At 39.4% G+C, this 19135-nt stretch carries 17 protein-coding genes; 3 read left to right on the top strand and 14 right to left on the bottom strand.

Annotated features, from left to right (window positions below):
• Positions 1-13 precede the first annotated feature (13 nt).
• The 6 genes from bsdcttw_RS11400 to bsdcttw_RS11375 form a co-directional block, all read right to left on the bottom strand.
• Entirely contained in the window at positions 14-847 is an 834-nt protein-coding gene (locus bsdcttw_RS11400) for a PP2C family protein-serine/threonine phosphatase (protein WP_185259481.1), read from the bottom strand.
• Positions 834-1523: an FHA domain-containing protein gene (locus tag bsdcttw_RS11395; RefSeq protein ID WP_185259480.1), complete on the bottom strand. Its 690-nt coding sequence runs from the start codon at positions 1521-1523 to the stop codon at positions 834-836. Before bsdcttw_RS11395 ends, bsdcttw_RS11400 begins: the two co-directional genes overlap by 14 nt.
• Before the next feature lie 22 nt (positions 1524-1545).
• Positions 1546-3903, bottom strand: a complete 2358-nt coding sequence (locus bsdcttw_RS11390) for a protein kinase domain-containing protein (RefSeq protein WP_225903866.1) — start codon at positions 3901-3903, stop codon at positions 1546-1548.
• Between the two features lie 76 nt (positions 3904-3979).
• The gene (locus tag bsdcttw_RS11385) at positions 3980-4717 is read right to left on the bottom strand and encodes an RDD family protein (RefSeq protein ID WP_185259478.1); all 738 of its coding nucleotides are present in this window, start codon (positions 4715-4717) and stop codon (positions 3980-3982) included.
• A 136-nt stretch (positions 4718-4853) separates the two neighbouring features.
• Positions 4854-5999, bottom strand: a complete 1146-nt coding sequence (locus tag bsdcttw_RS11380) for an N-acetylmuramoyl-L-alanine amidase (RefSeq protein ID WP_225903839.1) — start codon at positions 5997-5999, stop codon at positions 4854-4856.
• Entirely contained in the window at positions 5999-8593 is a 2595-nt protein-coding gene (locus bsdcttw_RS11375; RefSeq protein WP_185259477.1) for a protein kinase domain-containing protein, read from the bottom strand. Before bsdcttw_RS11375 ends, bsdcttw_RS11380 begins: the two co-directional genes overlap by 1 nt.
• A 226-nt stretch (positions 8594-8819) precedes the next feature.
• Here bsdcttw_RS11375 and bsdcttw_RS11370 point away from each other — a divergent pair, with 226 nt between their 5' ends.
• Entirely contained in the window at positions 8820-10268 is a 1449-nt protein-coding gene (locus bsdcttw_RS11370) for a sensor histidine kinase (protein ID WP_185259476.1), read from the top strand.
• Positions 10228-10812, top strand: a complete 585-nt coding sequence (locus tag bsdcttw_RS11365; RefSeq protein WP_185259475.1) for a response regulator transcription factor — start codon at positions 10228-10230, stop codon at positions 10810-10812. Before bsdcttw_RS11370 ends, bsdcttw_RS11365 begins: the two co-directional genes overlap by 41 nt.
• 105 nt (positions 10813-10917) lie before the next feature.
• Here bsdcttw_RS11365 and udp read toward each other — a convergent pair whose 3' ends face one another.
• Positions 10918-11694 (bottom strand): uridine phosphorylase, encoded by a 777-nt coding sequence (gene udp, locus bsdcttw_RS11360; RefSeq protein ID WP_185259474.1) that lies wholly within the window; start codon positions 11692-11694, stop codon positions 10918-10920.
• A 379-nt stretch (positions 11695-12073) separates the two neighbouring features.
• Here udp and bsdcttw_RS11355 point away from each other — a divergent pair, with 379 nt between their 5' ends.
• On the top strand, positions 12074-12838 hold the full coding sequence (locus bsdcttw_RS11355; RefSeq protein ID WP_185259473.1) for a GntR family transcriptional regulator: 765 nt from the start codon (positions 12074-12076) through the stop codon (positions 12836-12838).
• Positions 12839-13008: 170 nt separating this feature from the next.
• Here bsdcttw_RS11355 and cobI read toward each other — a convergent pair whose 3' ends face one another.
• From cobI to bsdcttw_RS11320, 7 genes are all read right to left on the bottom strand, one after another.
• On the bottom strand, positions 13009-13722 hold the full coding sequence (gene cobI, locus bsdcttw_RS11350) for a precorrin-2 C(20)-methyltransferase (RefSeq protein ID WP_185259472.1): 714 nt from the start codon (positions 13720-13722) through the stop codon (positions 13009-13011).
• Between the two features lie 12 nt (positions 13723-13734).
• On the bottom strand, positions 13735-14517 hold the full coding sequence (locus bsdcttw_RS11345) for a sirohydrochlorin cobaltochelatase (protein ID WP_185259471.1): 783 nt from the start codon (positions 14515-14517) through the stop codon (positions 13735-13737).
• Between the two features lie 100 nt (positions 14518-14617).
• Complete coding sequence (locus tag bsdcttw_RS11340; RefSeq protein ID WP_185259470.1) at positions 14618-14944, bottom strand: energy-coupling factor ABC transporter substrate-binding protein; 327 nt, start codon at positions 14942-14944, stop codon at positions 14618-14620.
• Between the two features lie 181 nt (positions 14945-15125).
• Positions 15126-15890, bottom strand: coding sequence for an energy-coupling factor ABC transporter permease (locus tag bsdcttw_RS11335; protein ID WP_185259469.1), 765 nt, complete (start codon positions 15888-15890; stop codon positions 15126-15128).
• A 111-nt stretch (positions 15891-16001) separates the two neighbouring features.
• Positions 16002-16823, bottom strand: coding sequence for an energy-coupling factor ABC transporter ATP-binding protein (locus bsdcttw_RS11330; protein WP_330602427.1), 822 nt, complete (start codon positions 16821-16823; stop codon positions 16002-16004).
• Positions 16824-16881: 58 nt separating this feature from the next.
• On the bottom strand, positions 16882-17667 hold the full coding sequence (cbiQ, locus tag bsdcttw_RS11325; RefSeq protein ID WP_185259468.1) for a cobalt ECF transporter T component CbiQ: 786 nt from the start codon (positions 17665-17667) through the stop codon (positions 16882-16884).
• A complete protein-coding gene (locus bsdcttw_RS11320) occupies positions 17651-19033 on the bottom strand; it encodes a cobyrinate a,c-diamide synthase (protein ID WP_185259467.1) in 1383 nt (460 codons plus the stop codon). Before bsdcttw_RS11320 ends, cbiQ begins: the two co-directional genes overlap by 17 nt.
• Between the last annotated feature and the right edge of the window lie 102 nt (positions 19034-19135).

The following is a 19135-nucleotide window of genomic DNA, read 5'->3' as shown; positions in this document are numbered from 1 at the left end:
TTCGATCGTTTGTCTATTTTAAACATGATATAATCAAAGCGGTATAGTTATCCTGATTTCTATGAGACTGGACTTCCAGGGCTGACTGCAGCAGTTCGCAGGCTTTTTCAGGAGGATGGACCAGAGCATTGTTTATCACAGCTTCATCCAGATAGCTGCTAATACCGTCCGAGCACAAAAGGATTACATCCTGATTTCTTAGATTCAATGGCTTCCGGTTATAATCAATAGCATCAAGCCTGCTGTTCCCTAAAAATTCACTGAGCCTAACTCCGTCCGGATTATTCTCTATGGCTTTTTTATCAATGGTATCCTTATATATCTCTTTCAGAAATAGTTCATTCTGGTAAGTATGAGCCTGGTTCAACCTGTATAAGCCTCCATCACGTCTTAAATAGATAGAACTGTCTCCAACACTGGTCCAAAATGCCTTACCCTGATACAACAGAATGCATACGGCTGTTGTTCCTCCGTCACCATCAAACTGCCGGTAAAGAGCCTTGTTCACCAGCCGGACATTATCTGCCATCTGTTCCGGGATATTACCGTTTTTATCCATACTGTGAAAAGCCTGAACGAAATCTTCAACAGCTGCTTCACTTACCAGTTTCCCCTCCCTCATTCCACCCATCCCATCGGCAACAATAGCAAAAAAGCCATTTTGAGCTATTTCATTTACATCCAAGGCATTTACTAATGCAAAGGAATCCTCCTGGCTGCTGCGTGAGCCTACCCTCTGAAGATTTCCAATACGGTAGGACAAAGAATCGCTCTCATTCTTCAGCTTTATCGTTCTGCCCCCATCTATTACCTTTCTGCTTCCGGGTCTTTTTTTAAACAGAAACATTACCGTTATCACCTGCTTTTTTTGAATTCCAGTCAAACCTTTCACTGCAAAAGGGTATAAACATCAATTTGGTTTCTCCAAAATCAATAACATCATAGGTATTAAGAAGTGTTGGTGTAAAGATTTCTTCATCGTTTAGGTAGATGACATTCCTGCCTTCCGCAGGTATTAAATTAAATCTGTGGTGTCGTTCACTGTAACTAAGTCTGGCGTGGTTTTCATAAGAAATGGTGTTGTCATTTTTAATACAAATATCCATTTTCTCACTCCTGCCAATAGTATTAATCTGACCCCTGATTTTATAATCTTTTCCCACATCCTTACCTTCGATGCAGACCAGCCAGCCTACCACAGGATCAATACCCAGCTTTTCTTTCATAATGCCTATGGTTTTATTGTCATCGTCTACTTTTCTTTCTTTCACATAGTCCCTGGGGGGCAGTGTCTTTCCTTCATTTAATACAGAAATTCCCCCGTTTAACTCCGGTATGACCGATATGGAATTGTACTGGTTTTGTTGGGGGCCGTATCCGTCAGAGACAGGCATAGTCTTATTTTCCCATCCCACGGAAACTCCTCCGAAATTAACAGTCTGATTACTGCTGTTACAATAAGGACATGTGGTATAAATATTGTTGTCATATAAATGTCCTCTTCCACATTCAACGACTGACATAGTGAACCTCCTCTTTTCAGCTTTATTTGGTTTTCTTTCCAGTCCCTTTGCATGCCGGACATGTGATGGTCTTAGGACATGGATTTCCGGCAAGAATATATTCCTTTCCATCATTGCTCCAGTGGGGAGTGATACATTCTCCGGTTCCGTCACACCAGGTGCAGTTTATTCTTCCTGTCCCATGGCAATACTTGCATTTACCCGCTTCGGCTTCGGCAGCTTTTTTTGTAGCAGCAGCCTTGTCAGCAGCTTTCTTTGCAGCAGCTTTCTTTGCAGCAGCCTCTTTCGCGGCAGCTTCTTTGGCAGCAGCTTCTTTGGCAGCGGCTTTCTTTGCAGCAGCCTCTTTTACAGCAGCTTCTTTCGCAGCGGCTTCTTTGGCAGCGGCTTTCTTTGAAGCAGCTTCTTTCTTAGCAGCTTTGGCAGCGGCCTCTTTAACAGCTTTTGCAGCGGTTTCTTCCGTTGGCTTAAAGCTTGAAATAATCTTGGATGCGATGCTTTCCTCTACTCCAACAATCACATAATAGGTATTTTCTAAAAGCTCAGAAGCTTTAACAGTTGCTCCCTCCGTTTTTACCTGATCCAAATCCGTCTGGTCAAAATATCCGAAACTGATGCTTTTTACTTTTGACTGGCAGTTTTTTTCTGTCAACTCTATAAAATCATCCTCTTTATCCGCCTGTTCCAGACTAACAGAAACCTTTTCAATACCGGACAGCTTTGGAAATGTACCGCTAAAATCCTTAAGGTCGGGACCAATTACTACTGTAACCGATATCAGCTGAGCTTTCCCGCTATCCGTAGGCAAATCGGAAACCGCTTCTCTGGGCCCCACAGTGTTTGTGGGCTTTGGCGTATCCTGTACAACAACATTAGCACCTCCCATAACAGAAATGCCAGAATTTATGTTTTTGCTATTGTGGCTGCCATATATGAGATAAATCCCCCCTGCCATAATAAATAACAGCAGAATACTTGCTAGGGACATTAGAGCCAAAACTCTCTTATCCTTTAAAATACTCTTTGAAGTTTTCACAGCTGTTTTCTCATGCTCTTTTTTTACAGCACTGTCTTCCGTAATGGTGTTCTTAATCTCTTCCTTTACACTAAATCTTCCGGAAGAAACGGAATCCTTTCCATGACAGGTAACAGATTCGTGTATATTTTCTGTAGAAGTCTCCTTCTCCTGTGTTGTCATGCCTGTTGTCAAATAGAAATTTTTTGATACAGACTCCCAATATGATCCGGGTGCTTTCTTCCATTCTGATATAACCGGCTCCGCCACAGCCTCTGATACCGGTGCAGATATCGTGAGGGGACCTGATATCCGATTAAGTTCTGGTACCAGATTGGGAATTGATTCAGTATTGGATAATGTTATTTGATTAGGAATTGGGTCAGAATTCGGAATTGACCCTGGTTCAGTCATTAAAGCCGCTTTGAATTCCTCCATGGATTGGAACCGGTCCTGCGCATTTACTTCCAATCCCTTCATAATGGCATTTTCCATATAATAAGGTATATGAATACCTCTTGTAGCTATGGGTATGATTTCGTCATTCTCAATACGCTCCAAGGCTTCCGGCGGAAGATATCCGGTAATACTTGCATAAAAACAAACTGCCAGAGAATAGATATCCGTAAAAGGTCCTTGCTTTCCTTTTCTAATATACTGTTCCTTCGGCGCATATCCGGCTTTTAAGATCACATCCAAACATCTGCTTTTATCGCCAAGGCTATATCGGGCAGATCCAAAATCCAAAAGTTTGATTTCATTATTTTTTGAAATATATATGTTATCAGGAGTAACATCCCGGTGAATAACTCCTTCTTTATGAACATCAGCCAGAGCTTCCATAACGGGAAGAAGAATTCTAAGGGCATCATCATAAGAGATTTTCCCTCCCTGGTTTTTTATATAGTTCTTAAAATTAATTCCTTCGATATAATCCATAACAAAGTAAGCTGTATTATTTTCCCTAAAATAACTTTTTACGCTTACAATGTTTTTGTGTCCGATAAATTTTGCAAGAACCCTGGCTTCGTCCAGAAAACGGTCGGCTCCATAATTAAAATTTTCCTGTTTTCCCTCCCCCTCATAAACAGAAACAAGCGTTGTTCCAGGAAGTCGCACTGCCATACCGTCAGGCAGATATTCCTTAATAGCTACCTTAAGCTCCAGCTGGTAATCCAGCGCAAGATAAGTAATTCCAAAACCTCCCTGTCCCAGCACTCGCCCTACAATATACTGACCGTTAAGAACACTCCCTTCTCTAATAGACATGGGAAACTTTACTGTATTGGCAATATTATTATATCCACACCATGGGCATACCCCCTCATTATCCTTTTCATGAAAACAGTTAAAACAAAGTTTTTCCATATTTACCACATAAGCCACTCTCCATTTCTTCCACTATCAGGTCCTCTGCGATGTCCGGATATAAAATGCTCCAGACTTATATATTAGTTCGGAATAAATTAATGTTTGATGCCAGATAAAAGCCCTCACCGACTCTTAATGCCATAGGTTGATCCTGGGTAATCCTCTTTCCGTTTTCTAAAAACGTTCCATAAGTGGAACCCATATCATACAAAATAAACATGTTGGTTTGGGTATTATAAAGTACCTTACAGTGAATCCGGCTAATTCCTTTGGTATTTTCGGAATAAACCACGTCACATAGGTTCCTGTCTCTACCAAAGGTCACTCCCTGCTCCGTAACAGGAAATGCCTTTCCTGCAAAAGGACCGGCAATAGAGATTACGCAGGGATTTTGTTGCTTATTCGTCGTATGTGCCATAACCGACTCCTCTTTCAGAGAAGTAGCATCTGCAACAAAAGTTCCTGCCATCTTATCATGCAATGCCTTATTATCAACATCAAATAAGGCAATAAGATACCCTATTCCCAGGATCAGACCGGAAACCAATCTGCAAATGGACCTGGTAAAGCCCTTTGCTGATGACAATTTATTACCCTCCTCATCAACGACTACCAGACCGCAAATCTTTTTTCCAAGAGAAGCACTCATGGAACTGCCTTCGCAAATCCCAAAATATAAAAATGTTACAAAAGGAGAAACAAGAAATAACGAATAAGGATTATACAAAATAAGAAATAAATTAATAAAATCCAAAAATAAACTATCAAGAATCAGAGCTCCAATCCGTGCTCCCATAGATGCTTTTTTCATATTTTCCACTCCCGCTGCCTTCAATTACTGCTTTGCAGTGTCTTTACACATTATTGTATGACACCCCATCGTAAACCACCTATTGCAATTTCCTGAATATTCCCAAACATTTTAGGAAGTCTTAAGGAAAATCAAATTACTCGAGGAAAAAATCATCAATGCCATCAGCTATACCCTTGACGATTTTATACTGGTAATCCTCTGTTGCCATCAGCGCATCTTCTGATGGATTAGTCATGTACCCCATTTCTACAATAGTGACAGGTACCTTACACCAGTTAATTCCTGTCATTGTATCTGTTTCCCAGACATATTTTTTCTTACATCCTGTAGCACTGACCAAATCGTCTAAAATACAGTTTGAAAGCTTTTTACATACCTTGTAAATATCTGCATTATATGGATTCTTTGAAGTCTGACATATGGTCATAGCTCCTTTTATAGAAGAATCCTCCGAACCGTTTGCATGAATCCTGACAAATGCATCCACCTGTCTATCATTGGCTATTTCTGCCCGCTCAGCATTGCTGATATTGACATTATTTTTTGTCCGGATCATAATGACTGTATACCCCCGGTCTTCAAGTTCCTTTTGTAATTTCAGCGCCACCTCCAGATTTAATTCAAACTCCCTCAGCCTGCTTACACAACCGGAAGTTCCTCCCGCTACTTTAGCTTTTTTTTCTGAAGCTCCCGGTCCAATAGGTTCCCGTTCGTTATTTGCTTTAGCCTGATGACCGGCATCAATAGCAATTACATATTCTTTGGTATTTTCCGCTTTTTCCTTTAAAAAAGCACTGGCAATGTAATACCTCCTCCCATCTAAAAGGACTTCGCTCCACTTTCCACCATTGTGAATTCTTTTGACCTCACTCCTTCTAGGAAGCTTCTTATATACTACCCCATGGACTGAAGGAGACACCCGCACATTCACCGTATCCGACGTATATAATGTTTCTAGTTTTTCTTCATCATAAAGCTTCGTAAGTCCTTCTTTTGAATTCCCGCTAGTACTGTTCTTAATCTTATCTTCAAAGGTACTGTCCTTCTTTCCTTCTTTCATGTCGTCTTCTTTTGCACTGTTCTTAGACACATTTGACTTTTTCTCTTTCTCTATTTCTTCCCTTGTGTAAGAATTATCCCCTGGTGTTTCCTCCTTTGTTACGGCTGTCTTTATCTCCTCTTCCTTATCTCTGGCTTTTGTCCTGTCTGTTTTAAGGGCACAAGCAGTCAGTCCGATAATAAATAGAAGTACTGCAAATAAACCAATCCACTTTTTCATCAACGGTATCCCTGTTCTTTCTCATATTCTATTATCAAATCTCGATTAGCAATTTCATATTGATTTAATACGGAAGCATCAAAATCCTCTGCTGCAATGGTTCCTTCGTACCATTCACAAGAATTAAAATACGCCTGCAGTCCAGCATCATCGAACTTTCTTCCATGCCTTGCGTAGATTTCATTCCTGGCCAGCCTGCATTCTTCCTGTGTTAAGCCTACCAAATCATCTTTCGTCAAATATTTGGAATCACTGTCCTCCAGCACATATTGCCTCTTCTCATTCTCAACCGTCCAATCTTCAGGTGAATATAACACTTCATCCCCTATTTGCGGGTAGGTATACAGATACATTTCGGAGATACAGGTGTGGTCATATTTGCTTCCGAGCTGGGTTCCCGCAATAGAAACTATTATTTCCCCAGCTGCTAAGGGGCTGTCAAAATCAAAGAATAGCATATCTTTGTTCTTATCCTGAAAGTCCGGTGTATAAGAGGAAAGATTTATGGTAGCTTTAAAATTTCCACTGGAAACAGTTATACTTGTTGGTACCGAATTACGATAATAAAAAGCTTTCGACTTCATGTTTCCTGGCATAATAGCAAGACCATAAACTTTTGCTGAGGTGTCATGTATTTGATACAGCACATATTCACCTACTCCTGTCCCCGGGACTCCTTCTATCCATGCAGTGGAAGCCTTTTGATCAGTCAGGTTATCCGCTCCATAATTACCCTTCGTTAATTGAGAAGAATCACTTAGGCTGGCTTCCAGCTTAATGGGGTATCCATAGGCAACATCTTCTTTTACCGTTTCAGCATCCTTTTTATTAAAAGCTTCCATGGAATTCACATAACTTCTTGATACATTTTCAATAATTTGTCCTGCTATATTCTCCTTCACTCCGACAATAATAAAATAACCGCCTTCTCCCAACGCATCCGATTCCTTAACTGTCGCTCCGCTTTCCTGTGCCATTTTCAATAGTTCCTGGTCAAAATATCCAAAGCTGATACTTCTTGTATTTGCCTGAAAATTAAGCCTTGTCTGATCCACGAATTCTGTCTCACTCTGTGCATCTCTCTTATGAATAGATACCCCTTTCAGATTGGACATATCCTGAATGGTATTTCCGTTTGCCATTATAACCGGATCAATCAGTAGTTCTACGGATATCTTCCTGTCAGCCTGGTCTATCGCAGAGGAAGTACCAGCATCATCCGGCGAAGAATTAGAGTTCATATTTGCTCCTTCTGAAGGGAAAGTAAAGGAGTTGTTCTCACCGTTTCCATCGAATTTTATCCATATGCCCGCTACTCCTGCAGCAATGAATACTAGCATGAGACAGGCTGCCGACATCAGTAGTAAAACTCTCTTGTCCATAAAGATTCTTTTTACTGTTTTTCCCTTTTGTTTGTTTACTGCCCCACTAAAGTTAGATTCATTAGATAAAGCGATGTCAGACAAAGAATTGTTTATGGTTCCAGTTACAGCATCCGTTTGGAGAGCAGACTGAATTCCCGTCATTACTTCCGGTATCGAAACAACATCAGAAAGCACTACTCCAGTCCCTGATCCCTCATTCGGTGCAAAGTTTAATGGAACAGTTAAATCTACGGAATCCGGAGCACTAGTCAATGCAGCTTTAAATTCCTCCATAGATTGGAACCGGTCCTGCGCATTCACCTCCATGCCTTTCATAATGGTATTTTCTAAATATTCCGGTATGTGAATACCCCTGGCAGATATGGAAACTGTCTCATCCCTCTCAATACGTTCCAGCGCTTCCGGTGGAAGATATCCGGTTATACATGCATAAAAGCACACCGCTAGTGAATAGACATCCGTATAAGGCCCTTGCCTTCCTTTCCTAATGTACTGCTCCTTCGGTGCATATCCGGCTTTTAAGATTACATCCAGACACCGACTTTTATCCCCAAGGCTATACCTGGCTGCTCCAAAGTCCAGAAGCTTTATTTCATTATCCCTCGTTATATAAATGTTGTCGGGAGTGACATCCCGATGAATAACTCCTTCCTTATGAACGGCTGCCAGGGCGTCCATAACAGGAAGAAGTATCCGAAAGGCATCATTATAAGGGATTTTCCCGCCTTGACTTTTTATATAGTTTTTAAAATTTATTCCTTCGATATAATCCATAACAAAATAAGCCGTATTATTTTCCCTGAAATAACTCTTAACGCTTACAATGTTCTTGTGACCGATAAATTTCGCTAAAACCCTGGCTTCGTCTAAGAAGCGTTCAGCCCCGTAATTAAAATTTTCCTTCTTTTCTCCCTCGTATACAGAGATAAGCGCCGTTCCGGGAAGACGTAATGCCATACCCTCAGGCAGATATTCTTTAATAGCAACTTTAACCTTAAGTTGGTAATCCAGTGCAAGATAAGTAATTCCAAATCCTCCCTGCCCCAGCACGCGTCCCACAATATACTGCCCATTGAGTATACTTCCCTCCTTAATGGACAGGGGAAATCTAACCGTGTTTTCTACATTATTGTATCCACACCCGGGGCATATTTCCCCGTTTTCCTTTTCGTGAAAGCAGTTAAAACAAAGCCTTTCTATATTTATCATATCTGTCGGCTTCCACTCCTTTCTCCACCAACCTATTTGCTAACCATACAGGTTTTACTTATGTTTTTGCCTCAAACATATTATAAAATTCCCCCCATTGAAATTCCAGTTTGAATTTGCAAAATATTCCCAAACATTTTGGGAATATTTTGCAAATATTTCTTTACTTCCTGCAGTTCTTCCTTTAAAATAATGATATCTGATTAATTACGCATGAGGTATACATATGGTTTTTACATTAATACTCTGGGTATTTATGTTTCTGGTTTATTTTTCTTCTAGAAATAACAAAACAAACCAATGGTGTGCCATAACTTTCTTTATTTTTAGCCTTGGTCCTTTTAAAGAATTCCTTTTTTATGATTTGCCGGCTCTAAAGCTGATGACCAACGGACTACAGATTCCTTTGTCCATAAGCCGTGAAATGTACTCTGTCCTTACAGCAATTCTCTATTATCTGGTCATGCCCTGCAGTGTAGTTTTTGCATTGTACTTTTCTGAATTACTGGTAAACCGGAGCTTCTGGTTACAGCTAATAAAAATAAGTCTGTTTTTACCATCCATCCTCCTATTTCTTGTTTTTCTTCCCACGAAAACTAGTATGTACCAGAATACAAGTATGACTTTCTGGCATACGGTTACTATTTATAACTTTGCATTTGGTATTTTGCTTACTATGGTAATGATTGCTTCTGTAACAACCGTCAAGGCTCCTTCCCAGAAGCAGCAAAACCTATTTATAACTCTAATTTTACTTCCTCCTGTCTGGTATTGGCTTATCACTATTTTTCTTGTACATAGCCTGCAGCTCACCTTGTTATACAAAATCTGGAAAGATAATGTTTTCATTCTAAGTATTTCATTGCTTTTTTACTTTGCGCTTGCCTGCACAGAGGGCATTATGGGATTGATATTACGATTTGACCATTACCTCTGGAATTCGGAAAGGCGGATTGCATCAAAAGAGGTAAATTACACCGACCATATGTTAAAAAATGAGTTGGTAAAAATAGAATGGAGCATCAGCAACTTAAGAAAAATAGACGCATACAAAAATGCGGAAGAATTAAAAATCCTTGAGCATTCCGCCTCTTATATAAGGGACTTTATATCAAAAAACCAGCTTTATTCCGGTAAAATCATATTAAATCTGCAGAAATGTTCAGCTTCCGAATTAATAAATATGGCCATTGCTTCCTTTCGGAATTCGGGAAAGCACACCGCCGAATTCGAATGTCATATTGAAACGGATTTAATTATTCCTGCAGATCCACTCCATTTGTTGGAGGTTTTCGAAAATTTGTTTCATAACGCTGCTGAGTCCATGAAAAACAGCGGTAAAATTACTATCATACTCGATAACAGGATAAGGAAGTATCTTTGCAGAATAACAATCCGCGATGAGGGCTGCGGAATTGCAAAAAAGAACCGGAGCAAAATATTTACCCCCTATTTTTCCACTAAGGGTTCCGGTATGAATTACGGTCTGGGGCTATCCTACTGCTATAATGTGGTCAAAGCCCACAAGGGCCATATTTACATAGAAAGTGAAGAGGGAAAGGGAACTGCCTTTTTTATTCTTTTGCCGGTTAATAATTCCGGAAGAGAACACAGGCAGCAGCAGGGAGAAAACCATGCCAGACTCAAAAATAAAGGTATTGCTAGTAGAAGATGACCTGGATTTTATATATTTAACAGAAACGCTTCTAACAGCCGATCCCGGAATTGAATATGTGGGTTATGCTACGAATAATATAGACGCATTTCGACTCTCTACTTCTTTGAAACCCCATGTAGTCCTTATGGACCTAAATCTTACCGGGAGAAATCTGGATGGAATTGAAGTATCAAAAAAAATACGCTGTTCTACGGATGCCAAGGTCTTAATCATAACCTCTTTTGAGGATTACGATACAGTTACCCTGGCTTGTGCGAAAAGCTTTGCGTCGGGATACGTTTTTAAAAGCCAGTTTGATATCCTGCTGCAAACCATCAAGCATACAGCCCACGGAAATACCCCCCAGGAGCACTTGATTCATTCTCTAATCTTAAACCAGCTAAGCGATGCGGAAAAAGCAGTACTTCTGAAAATAAACGGTGAGGAAATAAGCCTTAATTCCTCCTCTAAAACTATATCTAATCAAAAGACAACTATACTAAAAAAGCTGGGATTAAAAAACCAAAAGGAAATTCCTCATCTTTTCAGGCTGAAAGGATAACCCACAGACTTTCGTAATCCTGCTAATAGCACAAAAAAAGAAACGGTCAATTTCTCTTCACCCGTTTCTTTTTTTGTTAACTATTATATCAGGTCTCTTTTCAATTTATTTATATTGACGATCCTGCTTTATCAGAATTCTAAGTGCTTCCACACCAACTTTAACAGCTGCATCTGTATCGTGAACAACCGGGTTATCAAGACCTGCCTTCTCTCTCTCCTGATTAGCAACAACTAGAAAATTAGAGCCGCAGCGAACACCAAGATGGCTTGCTACAACAAACAATGCGGCTGATTCCATTTCAGAAGCCTTGCAGCCTAAACGAAGCCATGCTTCCCATTTGTTCATCAATTCATAGCTTACCGGCTTTGTCTCCGGCGAATGCTGTCCATAAAAGGAATCCTTACATTCAACAATACCTGCATGATAGGAATTTCCAAGATTTTTAGCAGCTTGTATTAAAGCGTTTGTTATCTCAATATCTGCCACTGCCGGAAATTCTATAGGCGCATACTCTTTGCTGGTTCCCTCCATACGGATGGCCCCTGTTGCTATAACTATATCTCCGCCCTTTACATTTGTATCCATACCACCACAGGTTCCCACACGGATAAAAGTATCTGCCCCGCTCATAACAAGCTCTTCCATAGCGATAGAAGCAGAAGGTCCGCCAATTCCGGTAGAAGTTACGCTTACTTTCTCCCCTTCCAGATATCCTGTATAAGTAACAAATTCTCTGCTGTCAGCCACTAATTTGGAATCATCAAAATAACTGGCAATCATGGCACATCTCTTAGGGTCTCCCGGAAGAATTACATATCTTCCTACATCACCTTTCTTTATCGCAAGATGATAAACCATACCTTCTTCTGCATATTTCATAATAATCCTCCATCTGACGAATATATCGCACAATCAAATTAGGTGTTCATAATAAAACCTTTTATACTCTACACTATATAATTTAGACATATATGTCTATTTAATATAGTTAAATCTTATCATTTCTTCCTTCCTATTGTCAACTATTTTTATCATTTTGCAATGTAAAATCTATATCCGGTACCTATTATTTCGCTCTATATTATCTGTAAAATTCCAAGGAAATATCCATTATAAAAAGAATTATATTATTTGACAGTCTGTTGTCCTTTAGGTTATACTAGTTGGCAAATAGCTGCAAACTGTCTGGTTAACTTCTACTTCTTATTAATTGGTCGTTAATATAATTATACGAATTTGTCTAGACAAAGGAGACGATATGAATTCAGAAGATAATATAACAAAAAACAATATTTCGGAAGAAAAAAAGAAAAAGCTGAAATATGTTAAAATCTATGATGCACTATACCTTAAGATAATAAACGGAGAATTTCAACCCGGAAGCCAGCTTCCAAATGAGCCGGAGTTAGCAAAGATGATGGGCGTAAGCCGTATGACTCTCCGGCAAGCTCTCTCTTTATTAAAGGAAGATGGATTAATTGATAATGCAAGAGGAAAAGGCACTTTTATTATTGATGAAAAAAGCAATGTCTCTTTTGAACAGCCATTTACCGGTCATCCGGTTTATAACTGGTGCTCAGTAATTCCAACAAAAACAGAACTAGAATTTCGTATTGAACCACCTTCGGAATCTATCATAAGGAGCCTCCAGCAAAAAACTCCTGTGGTTGTGATAACTGACAGATGGTATAAAAATGAGGACCGTGTATTTGCCTATTCACTTTCCTTTATTCCCATTGATACCATAACGAAATATAACCTTGACCTAAAAGATAACTCAGGCTTTTTGAATTTTATTCAGAAAACGATATATGAAAAATCTGAAAGCACCCGTATAAACATCCGTTTTTCAGGTGCCGGTAATTTCACTGCGCAAAAATATACCTTATCAGAAAAAGGGCATTTCCTGATGATTCAGGAAACTTTACTGAATGATAAGAAATTGCCTCTGATTGTAACAAAACATTATATCCCGGTAGACACCACAAATATTAATTTTACTTTGAACAAATTATCCATGTAATAAAAGTATGCTCCATAGAGGGGTTGTAAGCAAGGAAACACGTGTCGAAAAAATCACCAGGTTAGTTGCAAAAGCGGCAGCTCCATTATTCTTAGAGGCCAGGATGCTCATAGTTGCAGCATCCTGCCGACTCCCATTGTACTCTGCTTTCACAGTATGGCCAAACCCTGTCAATTATTTTCTTCCATTATAGATTTTTCTTTTACAATTACCAACGTAAGGTATCCGCTGTTTTCATCCAAATTTTCCACTCCAAAACTCAGCTGTTCAGTGTCCATGCCGCAATTGGAAACTGTGTAAACCACGTAATTCTCAGGTCCCTGCTCTATCAGCATTTCTTTTACTTCCTTCAAGCCCTTCCCGGCTTTCATATAGATTCTGGTTCCTTTCAATTTCATCGTAGACTTGATATCATAGGAAGCGGGAATGATGTGGATTTCTTCTTGTTTTTCTCCCAATGATATACCCAGTGCAGCAGAAGCCGCGCAAAAAGACGGAATTCCATTTATGATAACAGCTTTTCCTCCTGCCTCTAATACTCTGCTGTGAATATAGCTGTAAGTGGAATATACACAGGGATCTCCAATGGTAAGAAATGCTACCTTTTTGCCTTTGGCCAGGTATTCTGAAATTCTCCCATATATCTCATCATGTGCCCTCTGGAGTTTATCCTTATCCTTTAGCATGGGAAAAGGCAGACATACAAGCTCTTTCTCATCAATCTCCTTGCATATCATTTTGACAATATTATAAGCATAACATTCTTCTTTGGGCTCTGAAGGAAGGATAATTACTTCACTTTCTTCAATACAACGAATTGCTTTTAACGTAAGCATTTCCGGGTCCCCGGGACCTACTCCGATTCCGTACAAAACACTATCCATTTTATTACCTTTCTATAATTCCATCACTTTTCTCAAATGCTCTATATAAATTCTACGAATACTTTCATATTCACCAAGGCCTTTAAGTATACATCTGACCTTATATCCTTCTGCTTTCAGCTTTGCAGTAAATGAATCTTCCTCTCCTGCCATATCATGAATGGCATGGTCTCCCGCCACAAGCATAAACGGCAACAATACAATTCGGCTATCTATCTTTGTGCTGCTTTTAAGGCGCATAATTACATCTTCTATGGTTACCTTGCCTTCCACTGTAGCAAGATAGATTTCTTCTTTTGTATAATCACGGAATTCGGCTTCCAGTTTCTCATAGCATTGGTCTGCCTCATGAGCAGAGCCATGTCCCATAAAGATAACTGATGCACCATCTATTTCTTCTTTGATTTCACTCCACAAGTCTCTTACTATCATCTTATAATCCTCTTCTCTTGCTAACAGAACATCCGCTACTGCTATACTCCTAAACATCCCACGGCAATCATCAATTGCCTGCTTCATTCGGTTATTTTCGATTCCATCAATAATATGTGTAGGAAGAACTGCAACCTGGGTAATTCCATCCCTTTGCATTGCCAGAAGTGCTTCTTTGGTATCAGGGATAATAAACTTATCCCGCTTTTTTAATATATTTCTTACAATACTGCTGGAATATGCCTGATAGATTGGATAATCAGGATAATATTCGGCGACTGCTCTGGCTACCCTTTCAATGTTCTTTATTTTGGTCTCCTGATGAGTTGTACCAAAGCTCACAATTAATATACCTTTTTTCATATGCTTTCCTGTTTCTATAGCAGGCCGATAAGATAACCAGACTACTTATACCTTATTTTTATTTTTGTACAAATTATAATGACAGATTACAGAAACAGACTTATAATTCTGCTTCTTCGGATTTTCTCGAAGTCAACTTCTTACGCTCCACAAGACGTCCCATAATAAAGGCTATGATACCTACTCCGATTCCTGTCTGAAGGCAGAAGAAAAGGCTCTCTATCTCCCCCGGAAGTTCTCCGTGTATCAATTGTTCCAGAACAGGTGTAAACCAGGGTTCATAACCACCGGTAATCTGATTAATCATTACACTTCCTGCATCATCAGAGCCGCCAAAGGACGCTCCTTTTAAAGCAAATAACGGCACCATTGCAATCAGTACGGCAACAATTATTAATATTATGGCTGTTCTTTTAGACTTTTTCATTTTACATCCTCCATCGTCAACATTCTATACTTTTACAACAGCACAATTTTATATCACAATGAATTTTAATCTACCTTGTTTCTCTAATATACTATAAGATAGGCTGATGATCTCCTATTTAAGACATGCCTTTCAGAACACCTTAAAATTATACTAAGGATTTCGAAAGTATTTGTGTAAATTATTCTTTTCCATAATTCATACTGTCGTCTAAAAAATTAATTGCTTTTAATTCCGGCTGTGCATAGCTCTCCAGTGCCATAATTATCAGTACAGTAAGGATTCCTTCCAGTATTGCTAAAGGAAGCTGTGTAGGTGCAAATACACCAAGGAATTTTACTATTGATGCAAGTACACCTCCTTCCTTGGAAGGATAAGCTAGAGAAAGTTGGAAACTGGTTACACAGTATGTAAAGATGTCTCCCAGAAAAGCCGCCAAAAAGATAGAGACCTTACGGTTTACCTTTAATTTATTACACAATTTATAGATTACATAACTTAAAACCGGACCTGCTATGGCCATGGAGAAGGTATTAGCCCCAAGAGTTGTAAGTCCACCGTGTGCTAATAAAATTGCCTGAAAAATCAGCACGATGATTCCAAGAATACTTACGGTGCTGAATCCGAAAAGAATTGCTCCAAGACCTGTTCCCGTCATATGGGAGCAGCTTCCGGTTACAGAGGGAATCTTTAAGGAAGAAAGCACGAATACAAAGGCACCTGCCATGGCAAGCAGAGTGATATTCTTTCTGTTATCTTTTAATTTTTTCTTAACAGACAGAAAACCTGCCGCCAAAAAAGGGATACATAGAATTCCCCATGCAATACAATATTTCGGCGGAAGATAGCCTTCCATAATATGCATTGCATTAACACTGGGAGTGATACCAAGGAGCACTGATAATATCCCCAGTATTGCTATTAACCTTTTTTCTTTTTTTGACATATAAATACCTACCCTTTCCGGCAACGTGTAAATATTGCTTATTCATTATTTACATATTACAAGCCATTCATTTTTTATTAATTAAAAATATCTTTCTCCGCTTCTCCTCCTTCACAGTAGTAATAACTCAAGTTCTGACAACTGTTTTGGATAATGCGAACTATCCTTCACTTTCCCCTTTTTTTTGAGTAATTCATATATTTCCATGAAAACCGGTTTTTTTAGATTTGCCCTTTTCAACAATTCTTCATTTCCAAAAATATTCTCTGGTGTATCATCCCCTATTAGCCTTCCATCGCAAAAAACCAGTATCCTTTTTGCAAAGCGGTATGCAAAGTCAACATCATGTGTAGATAGAAGTATCGTCCTACCTTCTTTTTCCATCTTATCCAACACTGCTTCTAGCATCTGAGCATTAACAGGATCCAGGGAAGCCGTTGGTTCATCAAATATCATGATTTCACAATCCATTGCAAGTATATCCGCAATGCTAACCCTTTTTTTCTCACCTCCGCTCAGGTAATGAGGCGGCCGCAGGATGTAATTCTCCAGATTCATTTCCCGGATAGCCATGAGAGTTCTCTTCTCCACTTCCTCTCTGGATAGTTTCATATTCATGGGTCCGAAAGCTACTTCTGCCTTTACTGTAGAAGCAATAATCTGACTGTCCGGATCCTGAAATATAATTCCTACGTGTTTTCTTAACTGAATCTTTTTCTTTTTCTCAATAATATCTCCCTTATAATAAATCTCTCCCTGCATAGGTTCTCTGACTCCATTGAGATTAAGAAAGAAAGTGGATTTTCCTGCTCCATTGGCACCTAATACCGCTATTTTCTCCTTTTCATAGATGGAGACGTTAATGTCCTTTAGGGCATAACCCGTCGGATCATAGGCAAATGTCAAGCCCTTTATCTCAAGTATCTTTTCCAATATAAACCATTCCTTTCTTTTCAAAGGTTCAGCATAGAGAAACAGTACTCTACTCCTGTTATTTACCCATGATAAAAGCCGGTATAAGCAACAACAAATACATTAATAAGTATCCCAGCTGTCTTCTTGTCAGCACCTTTTTTTCTTCCCAGAAATTTAACTCACCGTCATAGCCCCTGGCTTCCATCGCATCATAATACATATCTGCTTTCTTCATTGAAAGAACAAACAGATTGGCAGCCTCGCTGCTGAAAGTCCGTAAGGAGGTTGCAAGGTCACAATAACCATTTCTGGATTTGGCTGCTTCCCTTTGAGCTTTATTCGTATCAAAGAGGATAAAAATATAACGGTATATCAGATGCATCAGTTCCAGAATAATGACCGGAACATGTACCTTTTTAAATACAGAGATAATCTCTCCCATAGGGGTAGAAAGAGTAACCATATAAAAGGCACTGATGGCCGCAAAAGCTTTCAGAGCAGTATTTATCCCAAGTGCCAGAGTATCTTTTGTGATATAGAGTTTTGTCCAAAAAAATCTTATAGCAAACAAACTATCTGTTCCTTTTCCAAACTGAACCATAATGGCTAATCCACCAAGCAGGATAAACGCTGCCGGTAACCATAAAAGCTTAAGATAATCCATCCCATGTATTTTTCCGACACCTATATTTAAATACAGCATAAAAGCTATGGTTACAACAGATACAGCCACAGTATTGACTGCAATGACAGTAATTAAGGCTCCCAGTGAAAAGATAACCTTATACATCGTATTCCAGTTACTTAGACCTGATATATAGGAGTAATAATCAATGGAGATATGACTATGCGCTTTCTTCATATTCACCTGCCTTTTCTAAGAAATTACTGACATATTCTATATTAGAGTAGTAATATAGGTGCGGAAATCCCCACCAATGATTAGCATCTGCATGAACACATTGCCAGCTTCTTTCTGTAACAGGTTTTTCTGCCATACAGGATGTTCCGTTATCTGTACTATCAAAGTAATGAAACTCATGCCCTCTGATTTTACCGCCAATACCAAGATAACTTTCTGCCCTTCCTGTCAGCTCTATGTAACCAAAGCGCACCAGTTTCCCGGTATAAAGACAGCTTCCTCTTACAGCTCCGACCATAGGATAAGCTTCACCCTCCATATTAACAAGATTTTCGTGAAGATACATAAAACCGCCGCACTCCGCAATGGAAGGCATTCCTTTACTTAATGCAGTGCTTATACTCTCTCTCATCATTTGGTTTTCCGACAGGACTTTTGCATATAATTCCGGATATCCTCCTCCCAGAATAAGTCCATTTATATCTTTGGGCAGCTCTTTATCCCACAAGGGTGAGAAGGGAACTAACTCTGCATTATATTTCTTAAGAAGTCTCAGATTATCTTCATAATAGAAGCAAAAAGCTTCATCTCTTGCTATTCCAATTCGTATCTTTTTGGCAGCTGGTACCGATATTGCAGGCTTCCTATAGGATACTTTTTTTGAATAAGTTAAATCTTCTGCAGTAAGTGCAATGTCTAGAACATTACGAATGTTCAAAGTAGTTGTCATAACTGCCGCAAGCTTTTGGATTTCTTCTTTTAAACCCTTTACTTCCCCCGGGAGTTTAAGCCCTAAATGTCGGCTTTCCAACTTGATTTCCTTCTGCTTCGGAAAATATCCAAGTACTGTTACCGGCAGTTCCCGCTCTATCTCTCCTTTTATCAGCTCATAAAACATCCCTGAAATATTATTTAGCACCACTCCCTTTATCAGGAGTGCCCTGTCATACTGCAGGAACCCGTTGATTAATGGAATAAGGGACCTGCCCATACCATTGGCATCAATTACAAGAATTACCGGCGTTTTTGTGACCCTTGCCAGATGATAGGAGGAAGCCTCCTCTTTTATCCCTGCAAGCCCATCATAAAGTCCCATAACTCCTTCTATAACAGAAATATCTTTCCCCTTTGCATCCTCTAAAAATAAATATCTGGCAGTATCTTCATCAGAAAGAAAAGTATCCAGATTTTTTGATGGTACTTCGATGATTTTCTGATGAAACATAGGATCAATAAAATCCGGCCCGCATTTAAAGGCAGCTACGCTCTTCTCCATATTTTTAAGTACCTGCAGGAGTACACAGGTAAGAAGAGTCTTTCCGCTGCCGCTTCCCGGTGCTGCAATCATTACTCGGGGTGCTTTCATACTTGGCTCCCATCTGCGTGCTTTAGCACGCGTATAAAATCAGGGGGAGTGAAAGATTTATCTTTCATTCTTATACCTCCTGCATAAAGCAGACCTGTCTGC

It is taken from the genome of Anaerocolumna chitinilytica (genome assembly GCF_014218355.1).
Classification (GTDB): Bacteria; Bacillota; Clostridia; order Lachnospirales; family Lachnospiraceae; genus Anaerocolumna; species Anaerocolumna chitinilytica.
The sequence above is the reverse complement of the archived record's forward strand: the minus strand, read 5'-3'. Positions and strand labels throughout refer to the sequence as shown.

What these genes read in the sequence shown, in the direction of transcription:
- bsdcttw_RS11340 (WP_185259470.1), bottom strand. Translation starts at nt 14,944, where the DNA reads ATGAAAAAGTCTAAAAGAACAGCCATAATATTAATAATTGTTGCCGTA.
- bsdcttw_RS11390 (WP_225903866.1), bottom strand. Translation starts at nt 3,903, where the DNA reads ATGGAAAAACTTTGTTTTAACTGTTTTCATGAAAAGGATAATGAGGGG.
- bsdcttw_RS11320 (WP_185259467.1), bottom strand. Translation starts at nt 19,033, where the DNA reads ATGAAAGCACCCCGAGTAATGATTGCAGCACCGGGAAGCGGCAGCGGA.
- bsdcttw_RS11375 (WP_185259477.1), bottom strand. Translation starts at nt 8,593, where the DNA reads ATGATAAATATAGAAAGGCTTTGTTTTAACTGCTTTCACGAAAAGGAA.
- udp (WP_185259474.1), bottom strand. Translation starts at nt 11,694, where the DNA reads ATGAAATATGCAGAAGAAGGTATGGTTTATCATCTTGCGATAAAGAAA.
- bsdcttw_RS11345 (WP_185259471.1), bottom strand. Translation starts at nt 14,517, where the DNA reads ATGAAAAAAGGTATATTAATTGTGAGCTTTGGTACAACTCATCAGGAG.
- bsdcttw_RS11380 (WP_225903839.1), bottom strand. Translation starts at nt 5,999, where the DNA reads ATGAAAAAGTGGATTGGTTTATTTGCAGTACTTCTATTTATTATCGGA.
- bsdcttw_RS11385 (WP_185259478.1), bottom strand. Translation starts at nt 4,717, where the DNA reads ATGAAAAAAGCATCTATGGGAGCACGGATTGGAGCTCTGATTCTTGAT.
- bsdcttw_RS11365 (WP_185259475.1), top strand. Translation starts at nt 10,228, where the DNA reads ATGCCAGACTCAAAAATAAAGGTATTGCTAGTAGAAGATGACCTGGAT.
- bsdcttw_RS11370 (WP_185259476.1), top strand. Translation starts at nt 8,820, where the DNA reads ATGGTTTTTACATTAATACTCTGGGTATTTATGTTTCTGGTTTATTTT.
- bsdcttw_RS11355 (WP_185259473.1), top strand. Translation starts at nt 12,074, where the DNA reads ATGAATTCAGAAGATAATATAACAAAAAACAATATTTCGGAAGAAAAA.
- cobI (WP_185259472.1), bottom strand. Translation starts at nt 13,722, where the DNA reads ATGGATAGTGTTTTGTACGGAATCGGAGTAGGTCCCGGGGACCCGGAA.
- cbiQ (WP_185259468.1), bottom strand. Translation starts at nt 17,667, where the DNA reads ATGAAGAAAGCGCATAGTCATATCTCCATTGATTATTACTCCTATATA.
- bsdcttw_RS11395 (WP_185259480.1), bottom strand. Translation starts at nt 1,523, where the DNA reads ATGTCAGTCGTTGAATGTGGAAGAGGACATTTATATGACAACAATATT.
- bsdcttw_RS11400 (WP_185259481.1), bottom strand. Translation starts at nt 847, where the DNA reads ATGTTTCTGTTTAAAAAAAGACCCGGAAGCAGAAAGGTAATAGATGGG.
- bsdcttw_RS11335 (WP_185259469.1), bottom strand. Translation starts at nt 15,890, where the DNA reads ATGTCAAAAAAAGAAAAAAGGTTAATAGCAATACTGGGGATATTATCA.